The organism is Variovorax trehalosi (assembly GCF_051216415.1).
Taxonomy (GTDB): Bacteria; Pseudomonadota; Gammaproteobacteria; order Burkholderiales; family Burkholderiaceae_C; genus Variovorax.
Map to the genome: position 1 here is coordinate 44,601 of NZ_JBPJZG010000005.1, position 16,269 is coordinate 60,869.

18 protein-coding genes are annotated in these 16,269 nt (G+C 67.1%); 7 read left to right on the forward strand and 11 right to left on the reverse strand.

The features are described 5' to 3' along the window. Positions 1-20 precede the first annotated feature (20 nt). Both ACSFA7_RS19060 and pdxR read right to left on the reverse strand, forming a co-directional pair. Positions 21-455 carry a VOC family protein gene (locus ACSFA7_RS19060; RefSeq protein ID WP_435500835.1) on the reverse strand — a complete coding sequence of 145 codons (435 nt, stop codon included), beginning with the start codon at positions 453-455 and terminating at the stop codon, positions 21-23. A gap of 112 nt (positions 456-567) precedes the next feature. After that, positions 568-2,010, reverse strand: coding sequence for a MocR-like pyridoxine biosynthesis transcription factor PdxR (pdxR, locus tag ACSFA7_RS19065; RefSeq protein WP_435500836.1), 1,443 nt, complete (start codon positions 2,008-2,010; stop codon positions 568-570). A gap of 99 nt (positions 2,011-2,109) precedes the next feature. Between pdxR and ACSFA7_RS19070 the strand changes: the two genes are divergently transcribed. The 5 genes from ACSFA7_RS19070 (at position 2,110) to ACSFA7_RS19090 (ending at position 5,222) form a co-directional block, all read left to right on the forward strand. Next, complete coding sequence (locus tag ACSFA7_RS19070; RefSeq protein WP_435500837.1) at positions 2,110-2,853, forward strand: NAD-dependent epimerase/dehydratase family protein; 744 nt, start codon at positions 2,110-2,112, stop codon at positions 2,851-2,853. Next, on the forward strand, positions 2,850-3,380 hold the full coding sequence (locus ACSFA7_RS19075) for a cupin domain-containing protein (RefSeq protein ID WP_435500838.1): 531 nt from the start codon (positions 2,850-2,852) through the stop codon (positions 3,378-3,380). The genes ACSFA7_RS19070 and ACSFA7_RS19075 overlap by 4 nt, the downstream gene beginning before the upstream one ends. A gap of 75 nt (positions 3,381-3,455) precedes the next feature. Continuing rightward, complete coding sequence (locus ACSFA7_RS19080; protein ID WP_042579342.1) at positions 3,456-3,791, forward strand: SMR family transporter; 336 nt, start codon at positions 3,456-3,458, stop codon at positions 3,789-3,791. A 15-nt stretch (positions 3,792-3,806) separates the two neighbouring features. Further along, a complete protein-coding gene (locus ACSFA7_RS19085) occupies positions 3,807-4,598 on the forward strand; it encodes an APH(3'') family aminoglycoside O-phosphotransferase (RefSeq protein WP_435501313.1) in 792 nt (263 codons plus the stop codon). Positions 4,599-4,841: 243 nt separating this feature from the next. Next, a complete protein-coding gene (locus ACSFA7_RS19090) occupies positions 4,842-5,222 on the forward strand; it encodes a helicase SNF2 (RefSeq protein ID WP_176656667.1) in 381 nt (126 codons plus the stop codon). 112 nt (positions 5,223-5,334) lie between these two features. Here ACSFA7_RS19090 and ACSFA7_RS19095 read toward each other — a convergent pair whose 3' ends face one another. The 4 genes from ACSFA7_RS19095 to ACSFA7_RS19110 all read right to left on the reverse strand — a co-directional run bounded on the left by ACSFA7_RS19095 (position 5,335) and on the right by ACSFA7_RS19110 (position 9,177). Continuing rightward, positions 5,335-5,724, reverse strand: coding sequence for a DUF427 domain-containing protein (locus ACSFA7_RS19095; protein WP_435500839.1), 390 nt, complete (start codon positions 5,722-5,724; stop codon positions 5,335-5,337). A gap of 263 nt (positions 5,725-5,987) precedes the next feature. Beyond that, on the reverse strand, positions 5,988-6,947 hold the full coding sequence (locus tag ACSFA7_RS19100; protein WP_435500840.1) for an ABC transporter substrate-binding protein: 960 nt from the start codon (positions 6,945-6,947) through the stop codon (positions 5,988-5,990). Positions 6,948-6,989: 42 nt separating this feature from the next. Then, a complete protein-coding gene (locus tag ACSFA7_RS19105; RefSeq protein ID WP_435500841.1) occupies positions 6,990-8,066 on the reverse strand; it encodes a sugar phosphate isomerase/epimerase family protein in 1,077 nt (358 codons plus the stop codon). A 52-nt stretch (positions 8,067-8,118) separates the two neighbouring features. After that, positions 8,119-9,177 (reverse strand): LacI family DNA-binding transcriptional regulator, encoded by a 1,059-nt coding sequence (locus ACSFA7_RS19110; RefSeq protein ID WP_435500842.1) that lies wholly within the window; start codon positions 9,175-9,177, stop codon positions 8,119-8,121. A gap of 163 nt (positions 9,178-9,340) precedes the next feature. Here ACSFA7_RS19110 and ACSFA7_RS19115 point away from each other — a divergent pair, with 163 nt between their 5' ends. Next, positions 9,341-10,006, forward strand: coding sequence for an FABP family protein (locus ACSFA7_RS19115; RefSeq protein ID WP_435500843.1), 666 nt, complete (start codon positions 9,341-9,343; stop codon positions 10,004-10,006). Here the strand turns inward: ACSFA7_RS19115 and ACSFA7_RS19120 are convergent. After that, positions 9,976-11,121 carry an aromatic ring-hydroxylating oxygenase subunit alpha gene (locus tag ACSFA7_RS19120; protein WP_435500844.1) on the reverse strand — a complete coding sequence of 382 codons (1,146 nt, stop codon included), beginning with the start codon at positions 11,119-11,121 and terminating at the stop codon, positions 9,976-9,978. The genes ACSFA7_RS19115 and ACSFA7_RS19120 overlap by 31 nt on opposite strands. Positions 11,122-11,262: 141 nt before the next feature. Here ACSFA7_RS19120 and ACSFA7_RS19125 point away from each other — a divergent pair, with 141 nt between their 5' ends. Continuing rightward, positions 11,263-12,189, forward strand: a complete 927-nt coding sequence (locus ACSFA7_RS19125) for a LysR substrate-binding domain-containing protein (RefSeq protein WP_435500845.1) — start codon at positions 11,263-11,265, stop codon at positions 12,187-12,189. Here ACSFA7_RS19125 and ACSFA7_RS19130 read toward each other — a convergent pair. From ACSFA7_RS19130 to ACSFA7_RS19145, 4 genes are all read right to left on the reverse strand, one after another. Further along, positions 12,177-13,199, reverse strand: coding sequence for a porin (locus ACSFA7_RS19130; protein WP_435500846.1), 1,023 nt, complete (start codon positions 13,197-13,199; stop codon positions 12,177-12,179). The genes ACSFA7_RS19125 and ACSFA7_RS19130 overlap by 13 nt on opposite strands. A gap of 115 nt (positions 13,200-13,314) precedes the next feature. Continuing rightward, positions 13,315-14,190: an amidohydrolase family protein gene (locus ACSFA7_RS19135; RefSeq protein WP_435500847.1), complete on the reverse strand. Its 876-nt coding sequence runs from the start codon at positions 14,188-14,190 to the stop codon at positions 13,315-13,317. Between the two features lie 8 nt (positions 14,191-14,198). Then, the gene (locus tag ACSFA7_RS19140; protein ID WP_435500848.1) at positions 14,199-15,173 is read right to left on the reverse strand and encodes a tripartite tricarboxylate transporter substrate binding protein; all 975 of its coding nucleotides are present in this window, start codon (positions 15,171-15,173) and stop codon (positions 14,199-14,201) included. 145 nt (positions 15,174-15,318) lie between these two features. Continuing rightward, positions 15,319-16,230 carry a LysR family transcriptional regulator gene (locus ACSFA7_RS19145; protein ID WP_435500849.1) on the reverse strand — a complete coding sequence of 304 codons (912 nt, stop codon included), beginning with the start codon at positions 16,228-16,230 and terminating at the stop codon, positions 15,319-15,321. Positions 16,231-16,269 lie beyond the last annotated feature (39 nt).

Consider the following 16,269-nt stretch of genomic DNA (forward strand, 5'->3'; position numbering starts at 1 on the left):
AGGCGCGTGCTGCGCCGCCCCTAACCCAATTTCTCTGCAAGCGCGACGACGATGCCCTCAGGCCCGCGAATATAGGCAAGCCGGTACGACTCCCCGTACTGCATCTGGCCAATGATTTCTGCGCCATGGGCCTGCATGCGCGCAACGACGACGTCGATGCCCTCGACGGCAAACATGACGCGGCGAATGCCCAGGGCGTTCGCCGGCGTATTCACGGGCCCGAACCTGACGGCCTCCGGGGTGTGGAACTTGTCGAGCTCGATGCCCTGCCCATCGGGTGTGCGCAGCATCGCGATGGTGGATCGGACGTCTCCTAGCCCTATGAGCTGCCCGACAGAAGGCCCTTCCACCGTGGTCTGGCCTTCGAGCTCGAGGCCCAATTCGATGAAGAACGCCTTCACTGCCTCGAGATCGTCGACAACGATCAGGACGTTGTCCATTCGCTTGATGGTCATGTCTTGGGTTCCCTTTGAACGATGTTGTGTGTTTGGGAGCGTCGGCGTCCAGGTCGAGCCGTGCGAAAGACTTTCTACAACATCACGGACCGAGGCCCGCATTGCCCGCGTTTCAACGTGTGCCCAATGCCGCGCGCAGCCTCGTCGCAAGCTGCTGCGCCTGCGTGGCCGAACCGATGTTGGTGAATCCCATCAGCAGCCCTTCGTCGCGAAAGCTCGCCGTGCCTCGCGTCGAAAGCGGCTGGCAGTTGAGGCCCGCGAGTTGCGCGCGGCGGGCGAGTTCGGTATCGCGCTCGCGGCGCTTGTCGAAGCGCGCGATGAGGTGCATGCCGCCGCTCTTCAGATCGATGCGAACGTCGTCGCCAAAGGCCTTCAGCAACGCGGCCACGAGCATGCCGCGCCGCCGCGCATAGAGCAGCCGCATCTTCTTCAGGTGGCGCGGGAAATAGCCGCCGCGCATGAAGTCCGCGACGACCGCCTGCGTGATCTGCGGGCTGCCGTTGGAGCCGGTCCGCGCGGCTTCGGCGAACGCCGTGCACAGCGATTCGGGTGCCACCACGTAGCCCAGCGCCAGCCCCGGATACAGCACCTTCGAGAAGCTGCCCGCATACAGCACGCGATCGTGGCCGTCGAGGCTCTTGAGCGCCGGCAGCGGAGGGCCGGCGTAGCGGTATTCGCCGTCGTAGTCGTCCTCGACGATCCAGGCCCTGGACCGCGTGGCCCATTCGAGCAATTGCAGCCGGCGCGCGAGCGACATCGAGACGCCGAGCGGCGCCTGATGCGACGGCGTGACGATGGCCATTCGCGCGGTGGCCGCCTTGCGCATGCCGCGCGCCACGACCATCCCTTCGTCGTCCACCGGCACGGGCACCGCGCGCAGGCCATTGCTGCGCAGCACCTCCTGCGTGGGCGGATAGCCCGGGTCTTCGACCCACACCGCATCGCCCTTGTCGAGCAGGGTGTGCGCGATGAGCGAGAGCGACGCGCGGTAGCCGCCGGTCACGAAGACCTGCGAAGGCTTGCACGACACGCCGCGCGACACCAGCAGGTAGGCCGCGATGGCCGCGCGCAGCGGCGCGTAGCCCGAAGGGTCGCCGTAGAACATGTCGGCCGCGGTCGCCGCTCTCGCGCGGCGCGCGGTCAGGCGTGCCCAGAGCTTGCGCGGGAAAGCGTCGAGCGCCGGAATGCCCAGCTGCAGCGGTGGTGGGGGTGTGGCATCGGCGAGCACTTCGCCATCGGCGAGTGCCGCGTTCCGCCGACGCTCGCGCCGTACCGGACGCTGCGAAGGCAGCGAGGGAGAGACCACCGTGCCAGCCTGTCCCTGCGACGAGAAATAGCCTTCGCCCATGAGCAGGTTGTAGGCCGTCTCGATGGTGCCGCGCGAGACGCCCAGCTCGCTCGCCAGGTCGCGCGCGGATGCCACGCGGTCGCCCGGGTGGAGCACGCCCTGCTCGATGGCCGTCCTGAAGCGCGCGTAGATCTGCCGGTACAGCGGCGTTGGCGTGCTGCGGTCAATCTCCAGAAGGGCGGTGGAGGAGGGTTTGTCTTGAATCATGGCCTTGTCATTCTGACGAATCTTGCCTCTTTTTGATGGGACATCGAAAACCTAGCATCGAGCCATCGACCAGAACTTCCAGCAAGAAAAGGACATGCGATGCGCGAGAAGATATTCGTGGCGGGTGCGGCCGGTGCCATCGGCACCGCGCTGGTGCCGCTGTTGAAGGAGGCGGGCTACGACGTGTACGGCAGCACCCGCCGTGCCGACCGCGCGCATGCGCTCGAAGCCCGGGGTGTGACACCGGTCGTCGTCGATGTTTTCGACGCCGAGGCGCTTCGCGCGGCGCTGGTTCGCGTGAGGCCCGAGATCGTGGTTCACCAGCTCACCGACCTGCCCGCCGACCTCGATCCGAGGCAGATGTCCGAAGCGGCCCATCGCAACGCGCGCGTGCGCGCCGAAGGCACGCGCAACCTCGTGGCTGCGGCACTGGCGGCGGGCAGCCGTCGGCTGGTCGCGCAAAGCATCGCCTGGGCTTACGCGCCAGGGCGCAGGCCGCACGTCGAAGACGATCCGCTCGATCTCGAAGCCGACGGCACCCGCCGCGTGAGCGTGGGTGGCGTGGCCGCGCTGGAGCGCAGCGTGCTGGGCGCCGTCGGCATCAAGGCCACGGTGCTGCGCTACGGGCAGTTCTATGGGCCGGGCACGTCGACGGCCGTCCCCAAGGGCGCGAGCCCGGTCCACGTGGAGGCCGCGGCCTGGGCGGCGGTGATGGCGCTGCGGCATGCGCAGGGCGGCGTCTTCAACATCGCCGAGGACAACGCCGAAGTCAGCAGCGAGAAGGCGAAGCGCGAGCTGGGTTGGTATGCGTCGCTTCGACTGCCAAGAGGCTTGGCGTCATGAAGGAGATTCGACGTCATCGCAGCCAGGTGGGTGCCGGTGTCGCGGCGCTGTCCCTGGTGCTGGCAGCTGGCTGGGAGCTGATGCCGCACGCTGGCAAGCAGGAGGCCGTGCAATGGCTCGACGACGTGTGCAGTGCCGTGAGCCGGCCGATGTTCTCGTCCGCGCCGGCGCCCGCAACATCGAACGAGGCGGCACGGCCCGCAACTTCGTCCAAGGTGATCTCGTGCGAAACGCTGCCGCATGTGCCCGGCAAGTCGGTGACCACGGTCATCGTCGACTTTCCGCCGCTCGCCTATTCGCCGGCACACCGGCATCCGGGCTCGGCGACCGCGATCATTCTCGAAGGCACGATCCGATCGCAGCTGGGCGGCGGGCCGGTCGGCACCTACAAGACCGGCGAGACCTTCTTCGAGCCGCCTGGCACGCTGCATGTCTTCGCGGAGAACCCCGATCCGGTGCGACCTGCGAAGCTGGTGGCGGTGTTCGTGACCGACGAGAACTGCGGGCCGCTGCTGCTGCCGCCGTGAACATGGCGCTGCAGATCCGCTGCAAGACAAAGGGGTGAACCCGCTGCCTCGAACTGCCGGCGTTAGAGTCCCTCGATGGCTCTTACTTACGTCTATCTCGCGGTCGCCATCGTCGTCGAAGTGCTGGCGACCAGCTTCCTCAAGGCTTCCGACAGCTTCACCAGGTTGTGGCCCAGCGTGGCCACGGTGGTGGGCTATGCGGTGTCGTTCTACTTTCTTTCACTCGCGCTGCGGGTGCTGCCCACCGGCATTGCGTATGCGATCTGGTCGGGCGTGGGCATCGTGCTCATCTCGGTGGTGAGCTGGCTGTGGTTTGGCCAGTCGCTGGACGGGCCGGCGATCGCCGGGCTGGGGCTGATCATCGCGGGCGTCGTGGTGGTCAATGTGTTCTCGAAATCGGTGGGGCACTGAGTGGACGCCGCGAGCCTGCTGCCGCAACTCCCGCTCGGAAAGACCTGGATTCGCGCGAGCGAAGGGGAGTCCGGAGATGCCGTGTACCGGCGCAGCGATGGCGCTGCGTTCGCGAAGGTTTCGCTCGGCAAGGGCGCCGTGCAACTTGGCGAAGAGCGTCTTCGCACCGAGTGGCTCGCGCCGTTTGGCCTGGGGTCCGCAGCCGTGCTGGACTGGTATGCGTCGAGCGACGGCGCATGCCTCGTGACGCGCGCCGTGGCGGGTGTGCCGGCCAGCGATCTCACGGCGGTTGAACTGCTCGAGGCGTGGCCATCGATCGCCGAGCGGGTGAGGGCGCTGCACGAGATCCCGGTGGGCGACTGCCCGTTCGCTCGCGGCCTCTCAGCGATGTTCGCGCGCGCCACCGATGTTGTCGCACGCAATGCGGTGAACCCCGATTTCCTCGATCCCGACCAGCAAGGCATTGCACCGTCGGTGTTGTTGGAGCGCGTGCGTGCTGAACTGCCGCAACGGCTGGCGCAGGAGTCGCGCGAGCGCGTCGTCTGCCACGGCGATGCGTGCCTCCCGAACTTCATGGTCGATCCCGAGACGCTGCGCTGCACCGGCCTCATCGACCTGGGGCGGCTTGGAACGGCGGACCGGTACGTCGATTTCTCGCTGCTGCTTGCCAACGCGCGGGAGACGTGGACAGAGGCCGGGCAAGCGCTCGCGGCGCGCAAGTCGCTCTTCGAGGTCCACGGCATCGGCGCTTCCGACGACGAGCGCCTCGGCTTCTATCTGCGCCTGGATCCACTGACCTGGGGATGACGGCAGTCGCGGCCGCGCAAGCCGCGATTGTTTCCCAACGGTGAACACCGCGGTTCCTTTTGCCGAGGGTTTTTACCTAGATGGCGGCGCACAATTCATCTCACGGACCAGCCAGACAGCTGATCCGAGTGAACAGGGCCCCGAGCGAGGTGGCCGCCCCCGGAGGGACGGTGACCCACCCAAGACCGGTTCGAAATCAACCAAGCAAGAACTTGAACTTGAACTGAACTGAAGGAAATCGAAATGAATGCCTCCAAGCTCCTCTCCGCCGTTGCTGTTGCCCTGATGGCCGTTGCCGGCGCCGCCCATGCTGAAACCTATGAAGGCGTGCAGCAAGTGAACTCCACCGTCAGCCGCGCCGATGTCGCCGGCCAGGCCGTTGTTGCCGCTCGCAGCGCCAACCCTTATGCCACCGGCGCCAATGCGGGCCCGGCACAAGTGTTCGTCTCGTCGACCAGCCGCGCTGCTGTCCGTGCCGAAGCCGCTGTCGCCGCACGCAGCGAGAACCCGTACGCCGAAGGTGCCTCGTCGCGTGTCGCACCGGTGCTGGCAAGTGGTGTGGACCGCGCCACGGTGCGTGCCGCAGCCCGCGCCGCCGCTCGTGGCGATGCACTGCCGCTGTAATTGATCGACTGCACCTCGCCTTCAACGGCGGGCAGACGTACAAAAGCCGGGCCCTGCGAAAGCGGGGACCGGCTTTTTTGTCTATCGACTGCGGACTGCGCGGGAGGCGAGCCTAGACGATGCGCTCTTCGATCGGCCCCACGCGGTCCGGATAGAAGGCCACGTGGTCCTTGATCTGCGAGACCGAATCGTAGGGCGCCTCGTAGGTCCACACCGCATTCACCGAGCGCTCGCCGCCGGCGGGGATGCTGTAGTAGTTGGCTTCGCCCTTGTAGGGGCAGTAGGTGGCGTGCTGCGTACGCTCCAGCAGCGACATCTTCACGTCCTTGCGCGGGATGTAGTGCACCGTTCCGAAGTGCGACTCGCGCAGTGTCAGCGCTTCGCGCGTGTCGGCAACGACACAACCATCGACCGACACCACGACGCGATGCGGATTGCGCGCGATGGTGATGGCATGGTCGGGGCCGGGGATCTTGATGGTTCGTTCTGGCGTGGCGAACATGAGGCAGGCTCCTTCGGTCAGATCGGGATGACGGCAAGAAATCGGCGGACGGGCATCTTGCTCCGATGTCGTGACGGTTTGAAGCCCCCTGAAAATCGGCCCATTCCCGGAGTGGTTAAAGGCCTCGCCCCTCTGCTGAAAATGAATACCGAAGTTCCAAATTCGCGGCCGCGATGGTCTTTTTGCATCAGGCTCTCGGCGAGCCGCAGCCCGACGGAGCCGATGCCGCCCCAGATCGCATAGGCCGGTGATGTTGTCCGGCCTCAGAACGGCGAATCGGGGAAGTAGTACTTTGCCGCGTTCTCCTTCGTCACCAGCACCGAAGGAATGATCGTCGTCGCCGGCATCGTGCCGCCTTCGACGCGCGCCTTCGCCGTGAGGTTCATCGCGTCGGCGATCATGCTCGGCGCATACGTTACGTCGGCCGAGACGATCTTGTCGCCGTCCATGACCTTCTTGATGTAGCCCTTGGCACCGGCGCCACCCACCACCAGTTTCACGTCGTCGCGCTTGGCCTGCTCGATGGCCTTCTGCACGCCCACGGCCATGTCGTCGTCCGACGCCCACACCGCATCGATCTGCTTGAAGCGGGTGAGGTAGTCCTGCATCACCTTGAACGCATCGTCGCGGTTCCAGTTGCCGTGCTTGGCGTCGAGCACCTTGATGCCGGGGTTGGCCTTCATCACTTCGTTGAAGGCGTCCACGCGCTGGTTGTCGATCACCGTCGGAATGCCGCGCAGGATGACCACGTTGCCCTTGCCGCCCATCGTCTTGGCCATGTATTCGCCGGCCACCTTGCCGAAGCCTGGGTTGTCGCCGGCCACGTAGGCGCTCTGCGCGTTCGGGTCGGTGAGGCCCCGGTCGACCACCGTCACGAACACACCCTTGGCCTTGACCTGCGCGACCGGCTTGGTGAGCGGCGCCGACTCGAAGGGCAGGATGACCAGCGTGTCGATCTTGTTGACCGTCTGCAGGTCCTGCACCTGGTTGGCCTGCTCGGTGGCCGAGCCCGCGGTCTTCACGAAGACCTTCATGCCGGGGTACTGCTTCTCCAGTTCGGCCTTGGTGCGGTTGGCCCAGTAGACGACGCCGCCGGTCCAGCCGTGCGTGGCGGCGGGCACGGATACGCCCATCACCGTCGCCTTGTTCTGGGCCAATGCGGGCAGGCTGGCGAGCGCGCACACAGCCAGTGCGATGCCCGAAAAAATTCGTCTGTTCGTCATGGTTTCTGTCTCCTTCGTTGTAGATAAAGCTGGCTCGTTGGGTTATTTCGCCGTTGTCGTCGTCTGCAAGCCCAGCATCCGGCGAAGCTGCTGGGTATCGGTGTCGGCGCCCGCGAAGTCGTCGAAGGCTTTCTCGGTCGTGCGGATGATGTGGCGGCGAATGAACTCCGCGCCCTCGGCCGCGCCGTCCTCGGGGTGCTTGAGGCAGCACTCCCACTCGAGCACGGCCCAGCTGTCGTAGTTGTATTGCGCCATCTTGGAGAAGATGGCGCCGAAGTCGATCTGCCCGTCGCCGAGCGAACGGAAGCGGCCCGCGCGATTCACCCACGGCTGGAAGCCTGAGTACACGCCTTGGCGGCCGGTGGGGCGGAACTCCGCGTCCTTGATATGCAGCGCCTTGATGCGCGAGTGGTAGATGTCGATGAACTCGAGGTAGTCCAGCTGCTGCAGCAAAAAGTGCGACGGGTCGTAGTTGATGCAGCAGCGCGGATGGTTCTTCACGCGCTCCAGCAACATCTCGAAGGTCACGCCGTCGAACAGGTCCTCGCCCGGGTGCAGCTCGAAGCAGACGTTGCAATCGGCGTCTTCGAAGGCATCGAAGATCGGATGCCAGCGCTTGGCGAGTTCATCGAACGCGGCCTCGATCAATCCGGCGGGACGCGGCGGCCACGGATAGAGATACGGCCAGGCCAGCGCCCCCGGGAAACTCACATTGCTCTTGAGCCCCAGATGGCGCGACGCCTTCGCCGAGAAGAGCATCTGCTCCACCGCCCACGCCTGCCGCGCCACCGGATTGCGCCGGTAGGCCTCGGGCGCGAAACCGTCGAAGGCTTCGTCATAGGCCGGATGCACGGCCACGAGCTGGCCCTGCAGGTGCGTGCCCAGCTCGGTGATCTCCACGCCGTTCTCGCGCGCCACGCCTGCCACTTCGTCGCAGTAGGTCTTCGATTCGGCGGCCTTCTTCAGGTCGAAGATGCGCGCGTCCCACGAGGGGATCTGCACGCCCTTGAAGCCGAGGCTGCCGGCCCAGCGCGTGATCGACGCCCATGAGTCGAAGGGCGCGCTGTCGCTGGCGAACTGCGCGAGATAGATGCCCGGGCCCTTGATGTTGCTTGCCATGTGCCGACGCTCCTGCAGAAAGTTCAGGGAAAGAAGGGCAGCACCGCCGCATTCACGGCAGGTTGTCCTTGAGGTAGATGTCGATGCGGATGCGCTCCTGGTCCGGGTGCACCGGCTCGCGCGTGAGCCGGGAAAGGGCCAGGCGCAGCGCGGAGCGAACCTCGTGGCCCGCGTCCTGATTGATGACCGCGGCCATCGTCCCGTCGAGAAGGTCGGCGCGGGAGGCCGGCGTGAGCTCATGGCCGACGAAGACGATCTTTCCCGCACGCCCGCTCGCCTTGAGCGTGGCCGAGATGCCCGGGTTGCCCGCGCCCACGCTGTAGATCGCCACCAGCTTCGGGTGCGCGGTCAGGAGTCGCGCCGAGAGTTGCCGCGTGAGCCTGGGGTCGTCCTTGCCCTCCATCGGCGGCAGTACCTTCAGGCCCGGGTATTCCGCCGCCATCACCTGGCTGAAACCTTGGCTGCGCTCGGCATGGTCGCGCAGCGAGAGGCTGCCCACGATCACGCCCACCTCGCCCTTCGCCCCTCCGCAGAAGCGGCCCACCAGCGTGCCTGCGGTGCGGCCGGCCGCCACGTTGTCGATGCCCACGAAATGCTGGCGCCGCGACTTGGGCACATCCGACACCAGTGTGATGACGCCGATGCCATCGCCGACCAGCTTGTCGATGGCCGACTGCACCAGCGGATGGTCGAGCGCCATCACCACCGCCGTGTCGCATTTGCCGCGCAGCGAGAGGATGCGGCGGGCGAGTCGCTGCGGCTCGAAGACGTCGACCTGGTGCGTTTGCGCGGTCACGCGGTGGTCTTCCATCCAGCCGTCGCTGCCGGCGATCTGCTCGCGCAGCATCTCCACGAAGATGTTGGTACCCGACGGCAGCAGAAAGCTCACGCGGTGCGGATGCGGCCGCGCGAGGCGGGCGGCCGCGGGGTCAGGTCGATAGTTCAGCCGCTCGACGGCTTCGTTCACCTGCGCGATGGAGCGCGCATGCACGCCAGCGCGCTTGTTGAGAACCCGGTCCACGGTAGCCAGGCTGACGTCGGCTTCCCGAGCCACGTCACTGAGGGTGGCCCGTCCGGTTTGCAGGGGATTTCGCTGGCGGCTGGAGGGCATGGGGCGGATTTTGAGGTGCGTACCTCATTTTGGTGTGGGGGGAAACCCGGCAGGGATTTCGGCGGATGTGCCTGGCTCCTTCCCCCCGGGCAGGGGAGGTGCAAAGCGGGAAGCCTCTTTTGGCGATACTTCGTTCCGTCACACCCAGATCCAGGAAAAAACCATGGCCGATTATCCCCACGACATCTACACAGAACCCGAACCCGATCCGCACACGCTGTCCAACCTCGGCCCGCTCACCGGCCTCGCCGGCATCTGGACCAGCGCAGCGGGCCACGACGTGGCACCGAAGGAAGACGGCCCCGAAGCCGAGGCCTACATCGAGCATGCCGAGTTCCAGCCCATCGACGCGCAGACCAACGGGCCGCAGATCTTCTACGGGCTGCGCTATCACGTGCGCATCGTCAAGCCCGACGAGGTCGAGAGCTTTCACGACCAAGTCGGCTACTGGCTCTGGGAGGCCGCCACCGGCACGGTGATCCAGACGCTGACGATTCCCCGCGGGCAGGCCGTGATGGCCATGGGGCACGCGGCACCCGATGCGAAATCGTTCAAGCTCGAGGCGGTGCGCGGCGCGGCGACCAACGGCCTCCTGTCGAATCCGTTTCTGGAGCATGCGTTCAAGACGTTGCGCTACGACATCTCCGTGACTATCCACGACAACGCCAGTTGGTCGTACGAACAGGTGACGCTGCTCGATGTGCTCGGCAAGCCCGAGCCGTTTCGCCACACGGATCGCAACACGCTGCACAAGATTGCGGAGCCCACGCCGAACCCGACCGCGCGGGCCGCGCTGGCTCAGTTGGTCGCCGCTTCCACGTCCGCGTGAAACTTCGCCGAGCACCACTCGGTGGCGCCGAAGTAAAGCGAGGCCTGCGCGCCGCTCGCCAGCGTTGACTGCGCCGACACGCCGAGCGCGAAGTCCTCGTCGAGCGCGCCCCAGAACGACGCGACGTTCTTGCGCCAGTAGTTCTGGGACTTCTCGGTCTTCGGAAACTCGGGAATCAGCGTGCTCGCGATCACGCGCGAGCGGCCGGGCGCCTCGGGCAGCACGGTGAAGGCGTTGGCGTGGTCGCCCTCGTGCAGGATGAAGGTGGCCGGGAAGAAGAAGTAGATGATGTTCGAGTGCGGGCCGACCTGCCATTCGTTCACAGGCACTTCGCGCAGCCCTTCGATGCTGCGCTTGGGCAGGAAGAGGCGATGGTGTTGCCGGTCGTGGTCGGCCATCAGCAGGTTGTCGTAGAACAACGCCGCAATGCTGTTGCGGTGCGCGTACTGGAAGTGATAGGTCTCCAGGTTGGCCTCGAACGGAATCTTCCAGTTGGCCGCGTTGTCGAAGGCGTGATGGTGAAACGGCACCCAGCGGTCGTACCCCCATGAGCGCAGGTCGACGCCGAATCGGCCGAGCCATGCATCGATGTCGATCTCGGCGCTTTCGCCCTCGGCCAGCGCGCGGGGGATGACCCACACGAAGCCCAGCGCCTCCGCCACCGGCACGCGCGCGAGGCTGCAGTCCGAAGCCGGCGCATGCGGAAAGTCTTCGCCCGAGGGGCGGCCGCGCAATGCGCCGTCGAGCCCGTAGGTCCAGCTGTGGTACGGGCACACGAGCGCGCGCTGGTTCGACAGGCCCGCCGGCTTGAGCCGCGCGCCGCGGTGCCGGCAGGCGTTGATGAATCCATTGAGCTGGCCGTCCTGCGCGCGCACCAGAAACAGCGGCAGGCCCGCCACATCGATGGCGAACGAATCGCCCGCGTTGGCGAGCGAGGCCGAAGGGCAGAGCGCCAACGGATAGCGGCGGAAGATGCGCTCCACCTCGTGTTCATGACGCGCCGGATCGAGGTAGCGCGACACCGGGCTCACGGCCGGTTCGCCGCGCTCGCTGCCGCCGGTTTCGATCAGCGCGAGCGCGCGTCGGATCAGTGTGATCTGTTCTTCTTGCTGCATGTGGCTCGTCTCCGTGCAGGGTGGGCTATGCCCATTGTGTCGAACGGAGGGCCCGGCGGCGTGCATCAACTGGCCGTGTTGCCCTGCCGGATAGAACAAACACGCATACCTGCGAACCCTCTATGCCGATAACCTCCAGCCATGGACCTGAAGCAACTGGAGTACTTCATACGCGTGGCCGAGCTCGGCAGCTTCACCCGTGCATCGATCGCGATCGACATCGCTCAGCCTGCATTGAGCCGCCAGGTGCGCAACCTGGAGGTCGAACTGCGGCAGAACCTGCTCGTGCGCAACGGCCGCGGCGTGGTGGTCACCGATGCGGGCAAGCGGCTGCTGGAGCACGGCCGCGGCATCCTGCATCAGGTGGAGCGGGCGCGCGAAGACATGAACCGTTCGCGCGAAGCGTTGGCCGGTCGCGTCGCCGTCGGGCTGCCGCCCAGCGTGGCCGGCGTGCTGACCGTGCCGCTGGTGCGCGCCGCGCGTGAGCGATTGCCTGAGGCGGCGCTCTCCATCACCGAGAACCTTTCAACCGCGATGCAGGAGTCGATCGTCACCGGCCGGCTCGATATCGCGCTGCTCTACAACCCGCAGCCGTCGACCGACGTGGACAGCGAGACGGTGCTGGAGGAAGACTTGTTCCTGGTCAGCGCCACAAAAGGCGCCGGCCCCACGCGGCGCGGCGCCCCCATGTCGCTGCGCCAACTGGCGGGCCAGCCGCTGGTGATTCCTACCCGGCCCAACGCGATCCGCATGCGGGTCGAGGCGGAGCTGGCCGCCATCGGATTGCGCCCGCAGATCGCTCTGGAGATCGACGGCGTGCCCGCCATCCTCGCGCTCGTGGCCGATGGCGCGGGCCATGCCGTGCTCTCGCGCAACGCGGTCGCCAACGCGGGCCGGCCGCAGCGCTATGCCATCCGGCCCATCGTCGAGCCGAGCCTGCGCACCCGGCTCGCGCTGGCCGCGAGTTCGCAGCGGCCGGTCACGCGCACGCAGCGCGCCATGGGCGAGCTGCTGCGCGAGCTCGTGCAGCAGTACCTGGGCGCGCGCGGGGACATTCAGAAGCGGTGACGCATGCCGACGCCGAAGCTGCCCCGTCCGTCGAAGCCGGTGAGTCGGTCGCGCATGAAGACGGCGTAGAGGTCGGTGCGCTTCGACAGGAAATGGTCATAGCCCACCGACCACGTCGTGCGGTGCGTTTCGGTGACGGGCTGCACCTTGCGGTCCGTGCGCGCGACCGATGCGAGGAAGCGGCCCGCACCGACCGGAATAGCCGCGCCGAGCTGCGCCGTGTCGGCCGTGGTGCGAATGTCGGGCGTGCGGGTGCGCTGCAACTGGCCGTACAGCTGCACCACCTTGAAGTCGTAGGAGGCGCCGACGAGCGCGGCGTCTTGCCGCAGGATGGTCGTGGTGAAGCCCGGCCCCGTCTGCGCCTGCTGCACTGAAACGACTGCGGCGAACGGGCCCGCCGCATAGTTGAGCGTGAGGTTCAGGTTGTGCACGCCGCTGCGGTTCGTCACTTCGCCCATGCTGTAGAGCACGCTGACGCGCAGGCCCGCGAAGGTTGGTGAGGTGTACTGCAGCGCGTTGCTCCACACGCTGTCGCCGATCACGGCGCGGTTGTACGTCGGCTGCCAGGTGTGCAGCATGACGGGCGAGAACTGCAGCGAGGTGCCGAAGGGGTTGAACGCACCGCTCGCCACGAACATCGGATTGGTCTGCCGGCCCAGCGCCACCTGGCCGAAGCCGCCTGCGAGGCCGACCCAGGCATTGCGCGAGAAATACGGATCTGTGCTGTTGCGCCCCATGGTTCCCGAATCGGCCTGGAAGAAGCTCTCCAGCGCGAACTGCGCCTGCAGCCCGCCGCCCAGGCTCTCGGCGCCGCGGATGCCCCAGAACGACGTGGTCATGCCGCCGCTGTTGAGCACCTTGGTTCGGCCGGGCTCGTCGCTGCGCCGCATCGATCCGGCGAAGGCGTCGAGCAGGCCGTGGATTTGCGCACTGGCCGCGGGTGCATCGGCCTGCGCCCATGCAACTTGAGCCGCGCTGCACAGCGCGAGGGTGGGTAGCAGTCGCTTCATGGTTTGTCTCCTCGTTGGTCTTTTTTGAAAGCAGAGGCGCGCACCGCTCCGCACGCCATGGCTGCGCCACGGCGTGAGGTTTGTGTCGGTTGGCGTGCGCGCCGCGGTGGGGCGCTCAGTCGTACCAGTAGAGGCGCGTCGGGTTGTCGACCAGCAGCTTCTGCAGCTGCACCGCGTCGTCGGCGAACAGCGGCAACAGGTCCACCAGCTTGCCGTCGTCGGGCATCTCGCGCACGTTGGGGTGCGGCCAGTCGGTGCCCCACAGCACGCGGTCGGGTGCGGCGGCGATCAGTTGCCGCGCGAAGGGCACGGCGTCCGCATACGGTTGGCCTTGCGTGGAGAGCGTGTGCGAAATGCGCTCCGCACCGCTCACCTTGACCCAGGCGCGCTCGTCGCGCATCAGGTCGAGCATCATGGCGCAGGCTTGCTGGCCGAGGCCGTGCGCGACCATCGTGCGGCCCATGTGGTCGATGACGAAGGGCACGGGCAGCGTGTCCAGAAACGCGCGGTAGGTGACGAGGTCTTCCGCATCCAGGTGCAGCACCAGGTGCCAGCCCAGCGGCTTGATGCGTTCGGCCATGCGCAGCACCGTCGGCAGGTCGGGTGCGCCGCCCAGGTGCTGCACGAAGTTGAAGCGCACCGAGCGCACGCCCGCCTTGTGCAGCGCGGCCAGTTCGGCATCGCTCACGCCCGTGCCCACCATCGCGACGCCGCGGTAGGTGTCGGGCGATTGCGCGATGGCGTCGAGCATCGCGCGGTTGTCGTGGCCGTGCACGCTGGCCTGTACGAGCACGACGCGCTCGATGCCCAGCAGTTCATGCAGCGCGCGCAGCTTGGCGGCGGACGCATCCGGCGGCGTGTAGCGGCGGTTGTCCGAATACGGAAACACGTCGCCGGGGCCGAACACATGGCAATGCGCGTCGCAGGCGCCTGCTGGCAGTCGGAATGCCGGCGCGCTCGGGTGAGGGTGGGGAGGGGCGATGGTTTTCATGGCGGGGCTCACTGCTTTGGGATGCCTGCGCGCTGGATCACGGCCGACCAGCGCTTGATTTCGCTCTCGAGCAGCCGCGCCTGTTCCTGCGGCGTGCTGCCGCGCGGCTCCACGCCCAGGTTCTGCAGACGCTTCTTCACTTCCGGCGAGGCCAGTGCGGCCAGCGCTTCGGTGTTCAGCCGCGCGATCACCTCAGGTGGCGTTGCGGCGGGCGCAGCCAGCGCATTCCACGAGGCGACCTGGAAGCCCGGCGTGCCGCTCTCCGCGACGGTCGGCACATCGGGCAGGCCGCTCGCGCGTTTCTCGCCCATCACGGCCAGCGCGCGCAGCGCCTTGCCTTCGATCTGCGAGAGCACCGGCGGAAGAATCTCCACCGCCACATCGACCTGGTTGCCGCGCAGCGCGGTCACCACCGCCGGCGTGCCGTTGAAGGGCACCACCTGCGCATCGATGCCGAGCGAGGTCTTGAGCAGCTCGCCCGCCAGGTGCTGCGTGCTGCCGACGTTGATGGTGCCGATGTTGAGCTTGCCAGGGTTCGCCTTGGCGTAGGCCACCAGCTCGGCCAGCGTCTTGAACCTGCCGTTGCCTGGCGCGAGGACCGCCATGTCGAAGTAGCCGAGCATCGAGATCGGCGCGAAGTCTTTCACCGTGTCGTAGGGCAGCGACTTGAACAGGCCCACGCTCACCGCGTTGGCGTTGGACATCAGGAGCAGCGTGTGGCCATCGGCCGGCGCCTTGGCCACGGTGTCCGATGCCACCACGCCGCCCGCGCCGGGCTTGTTGTCGACCACGATGCTCTGGCCCATCGACTCGGACATCTTCTGCGCCACGCTGCGCGCGACCAGGTCGGCCACGCCGCCTGCGCCAAAGGGCACGACCAGGCGGATGGGGCGGGAGGAAAGGGGCCGGGGCGCTGCGAAGGCAGCGGGGCTGGCAGCCAAGGTCAGCATCAGGCCGACGAAGCTGCGGCGGGAATGTCTCATGGGTCTCCTGGGAAGGTATGTAGAGCGATCCGTGCGGTCTTGCGCCGCGATGCCGAACTATTCCCGCTGGCCCGTCCCGGGGCAATACCGTGCGCGCACTGGGAGATATAGCGTTCCGGCATGGCGCCGGACCGCGCTCACAGGTTCAGTCCAGCCGCAGCGACCCGAGCCGCTCGACGATCAGGTCGTGCAGCGTCTGCGCCGCCACCGACAGGCTGCCCTCGCGCCGTTGCACGAGATACAGCGTGCGCGTGAGCGCCGGCAGTGGCAGCGGCCGCGTCACCAGCGTTTCGCGCCGGAAGTGAAAGAGCGTGAGCGCCGGCACCACGCTGATGCCGAGCCCGGCCTCCACGAGGCCCATCACCGTGGCCAGGTGTTCCACCTCGAACACCGCGTTCAGCCGCAGCGGATGCAGCGCCGCATCGAGCGCCTGCCGCACGCTGCTGTTGCGCGCCATCTGGATGAAGGGCCACGGCGCGATCTTCTTGACCGTGAGGCGCGCCTCGTGCGCGAGGGGGTGGTCGGCGCGGCACACGAGATGAAAGCGATCGGTGCAGAGCTTGCGTGCGCGTAGGTCGCTGTCGGCCGCCGCACCCGAGGCCGCGAGCGCGAAGTCGGCCTGGCCGCTGCGCACCAGCGCCACGCAGGCATCGGACAGCGCATCGTCCAGGTCGATGCGGATGCCGGGCCAGGTCTGCATGAACTCCGCGAACACCGCCGGCAGCCAGCCCGCAGCCAGCGAGGGCAGGGCGGCGACGCGCACGCGGCCCTTGCGGCGCTCCACATGGTCGGCCAGGTCGCCCATGGCGCTGCCCATGTCGTCGAGCAGGCGGCGCGCCGAACTCTCGAAGAGCCGGCCTTCGGGCGTGAGTTGCACGCTGCGCGTGTCGCGGTCGAAGAGGCGCGTGCCGATGGCGTCTTCGAGCGTGCGGATCAGCGCACTGAAGGCGGGCTGCGACAGGTGGCTGGTCTGCGCCGCGCGCGTGAAGTTGCTGTGCTCGGCCAGCGCGAGAAAGGCGCGCAGTTGCCGCGTGGAGAGGTCGGGCGTCTTTCTCATGGTTTGTCTCTGCGCGTGCCTGTTATTTGAAATACAGAT

Bases quoted from the DNA above. Each gene is read 5' to 3' on its own strand.
- ACSFA7_RS19115 (WP_435500843.1), top strand. From the start codon at position 9,341: ATGGCCGATTATCCCCACGACATCTACACAGAACCCGAACCCGATCCG.
- ACSFA7_RS19095 (WP_435500839.1), bottom strand. From the start codon at position 5,724: ATGTTCGCCACGCCAGAACGAACCATCAAGATCCCCGGCCCCGACCAT.
- ACSFA7_RS19070 (WP_435500837.1), top strand. From the start codon at position 2,110: ATGCGCGAGAAGATATTCGTGGCGGGTGCGGCCGGTGCCATCGGCACC.
- ACSFA7_RS19100 (WP_435500840.1), bottom strand. From the start codon at position 6,947: ATGACGAACAGACGAATTTTTTCGGGCATCGCACTGGCTGTGTGCGCG.
- ACSFA7_RS19110 (WP_435500842.1), bottom strand. From the start codon at position 9,177: ATGCCCTCCAGCCGCCAGCGAAATCCCCTGCAAACCGGACGGGCCACC.
- ACSFA7_RS19140 (WP_435500848.1), bottom strand. From the start codon at position 15,173: ATGAGACATTCCCGCCGCAGCTTCGTCGGCCTGATGCTGACCTTGGCT.
- ACSFA7_RS19120 (WP_435500844.1), bottom strand. From the start codon at position 11,121: ATGCAGCAAGAAGAACAGATCACACTGATCCGACGCGCGCTCGCGCTG.
- ACSFA7_RS19075 (WP_435500838.1), top strand. From the start codon at position 2,850: ATGAAGGAGATTCGACGTCATCGCAGCCAGGTGGGTGCCGGTGTCGCG.
- ACSFA7_RS19060 (WP_435500835.1), bottom strand. From the start codon at position 455: ATGACCATCAAGCGAATGGACAACGTCCTGATCGTTGTCGACGATCTC.
- ACSFA7_RS19145 (WP_435500849.1), bottom strand. From the start codon at position 16,230: ATGAGAAAGACGCCCGACCTCTCCACGCGGCAACTGCGCGCCTTTCTC.
- ACSFA7_RS19125 (WP_435500845.1), top strand. From the start codon at position 11,263: ATGGACCTGAAGCAACTGGAGTACTTCATACGCGTGGCCGAGCTCGGC.
- ACSFA7_RS19090 (WP_176656667.1), top strand. From the start codon at position 4,842: ATGAATGCCTCCAAGCTCCTCTCCGCCGTTGCTGTTGCCCTGATGGCC.
- ACSFA7_RS19135 (WP_435500847.1), bottom strand. From the start codon at position 14,190: ATGAAAACCATCGCCCCTCCCCACCCTCACCCGAGCGCGCCGGCATTC.
- ACSFA7_RS19130 (WP_435500846.1), bottom strand. From the start codon at position 13,199: ATGAAGCGACTGCTACCCACCCTCGCGCTGTGCAGCGCGGCTCAAGTT.
- ACSFA7_RS19105 (WP_435500841.1), bottom strand. From the start codon at position 8,066: ATGGCAAGCAACATCAAGGGCCCGGGCATCTATCTCGCGCAGTTCGCC.
- ACSFA7_RS19080 (WP_042579342.1), top strand. From the start codon at position 3,456: ATGGCTCTTACTTACGTCTATCTCGCGGTCGCCATCGTCGTCGAAGTG.
- pdxR (WP_435500836.1), bottom strand. From the start codon at position 2,010: ATGATTCAAGACAAACCCTCCTCCACCGCCCTTCTGGAGATTGACCGC.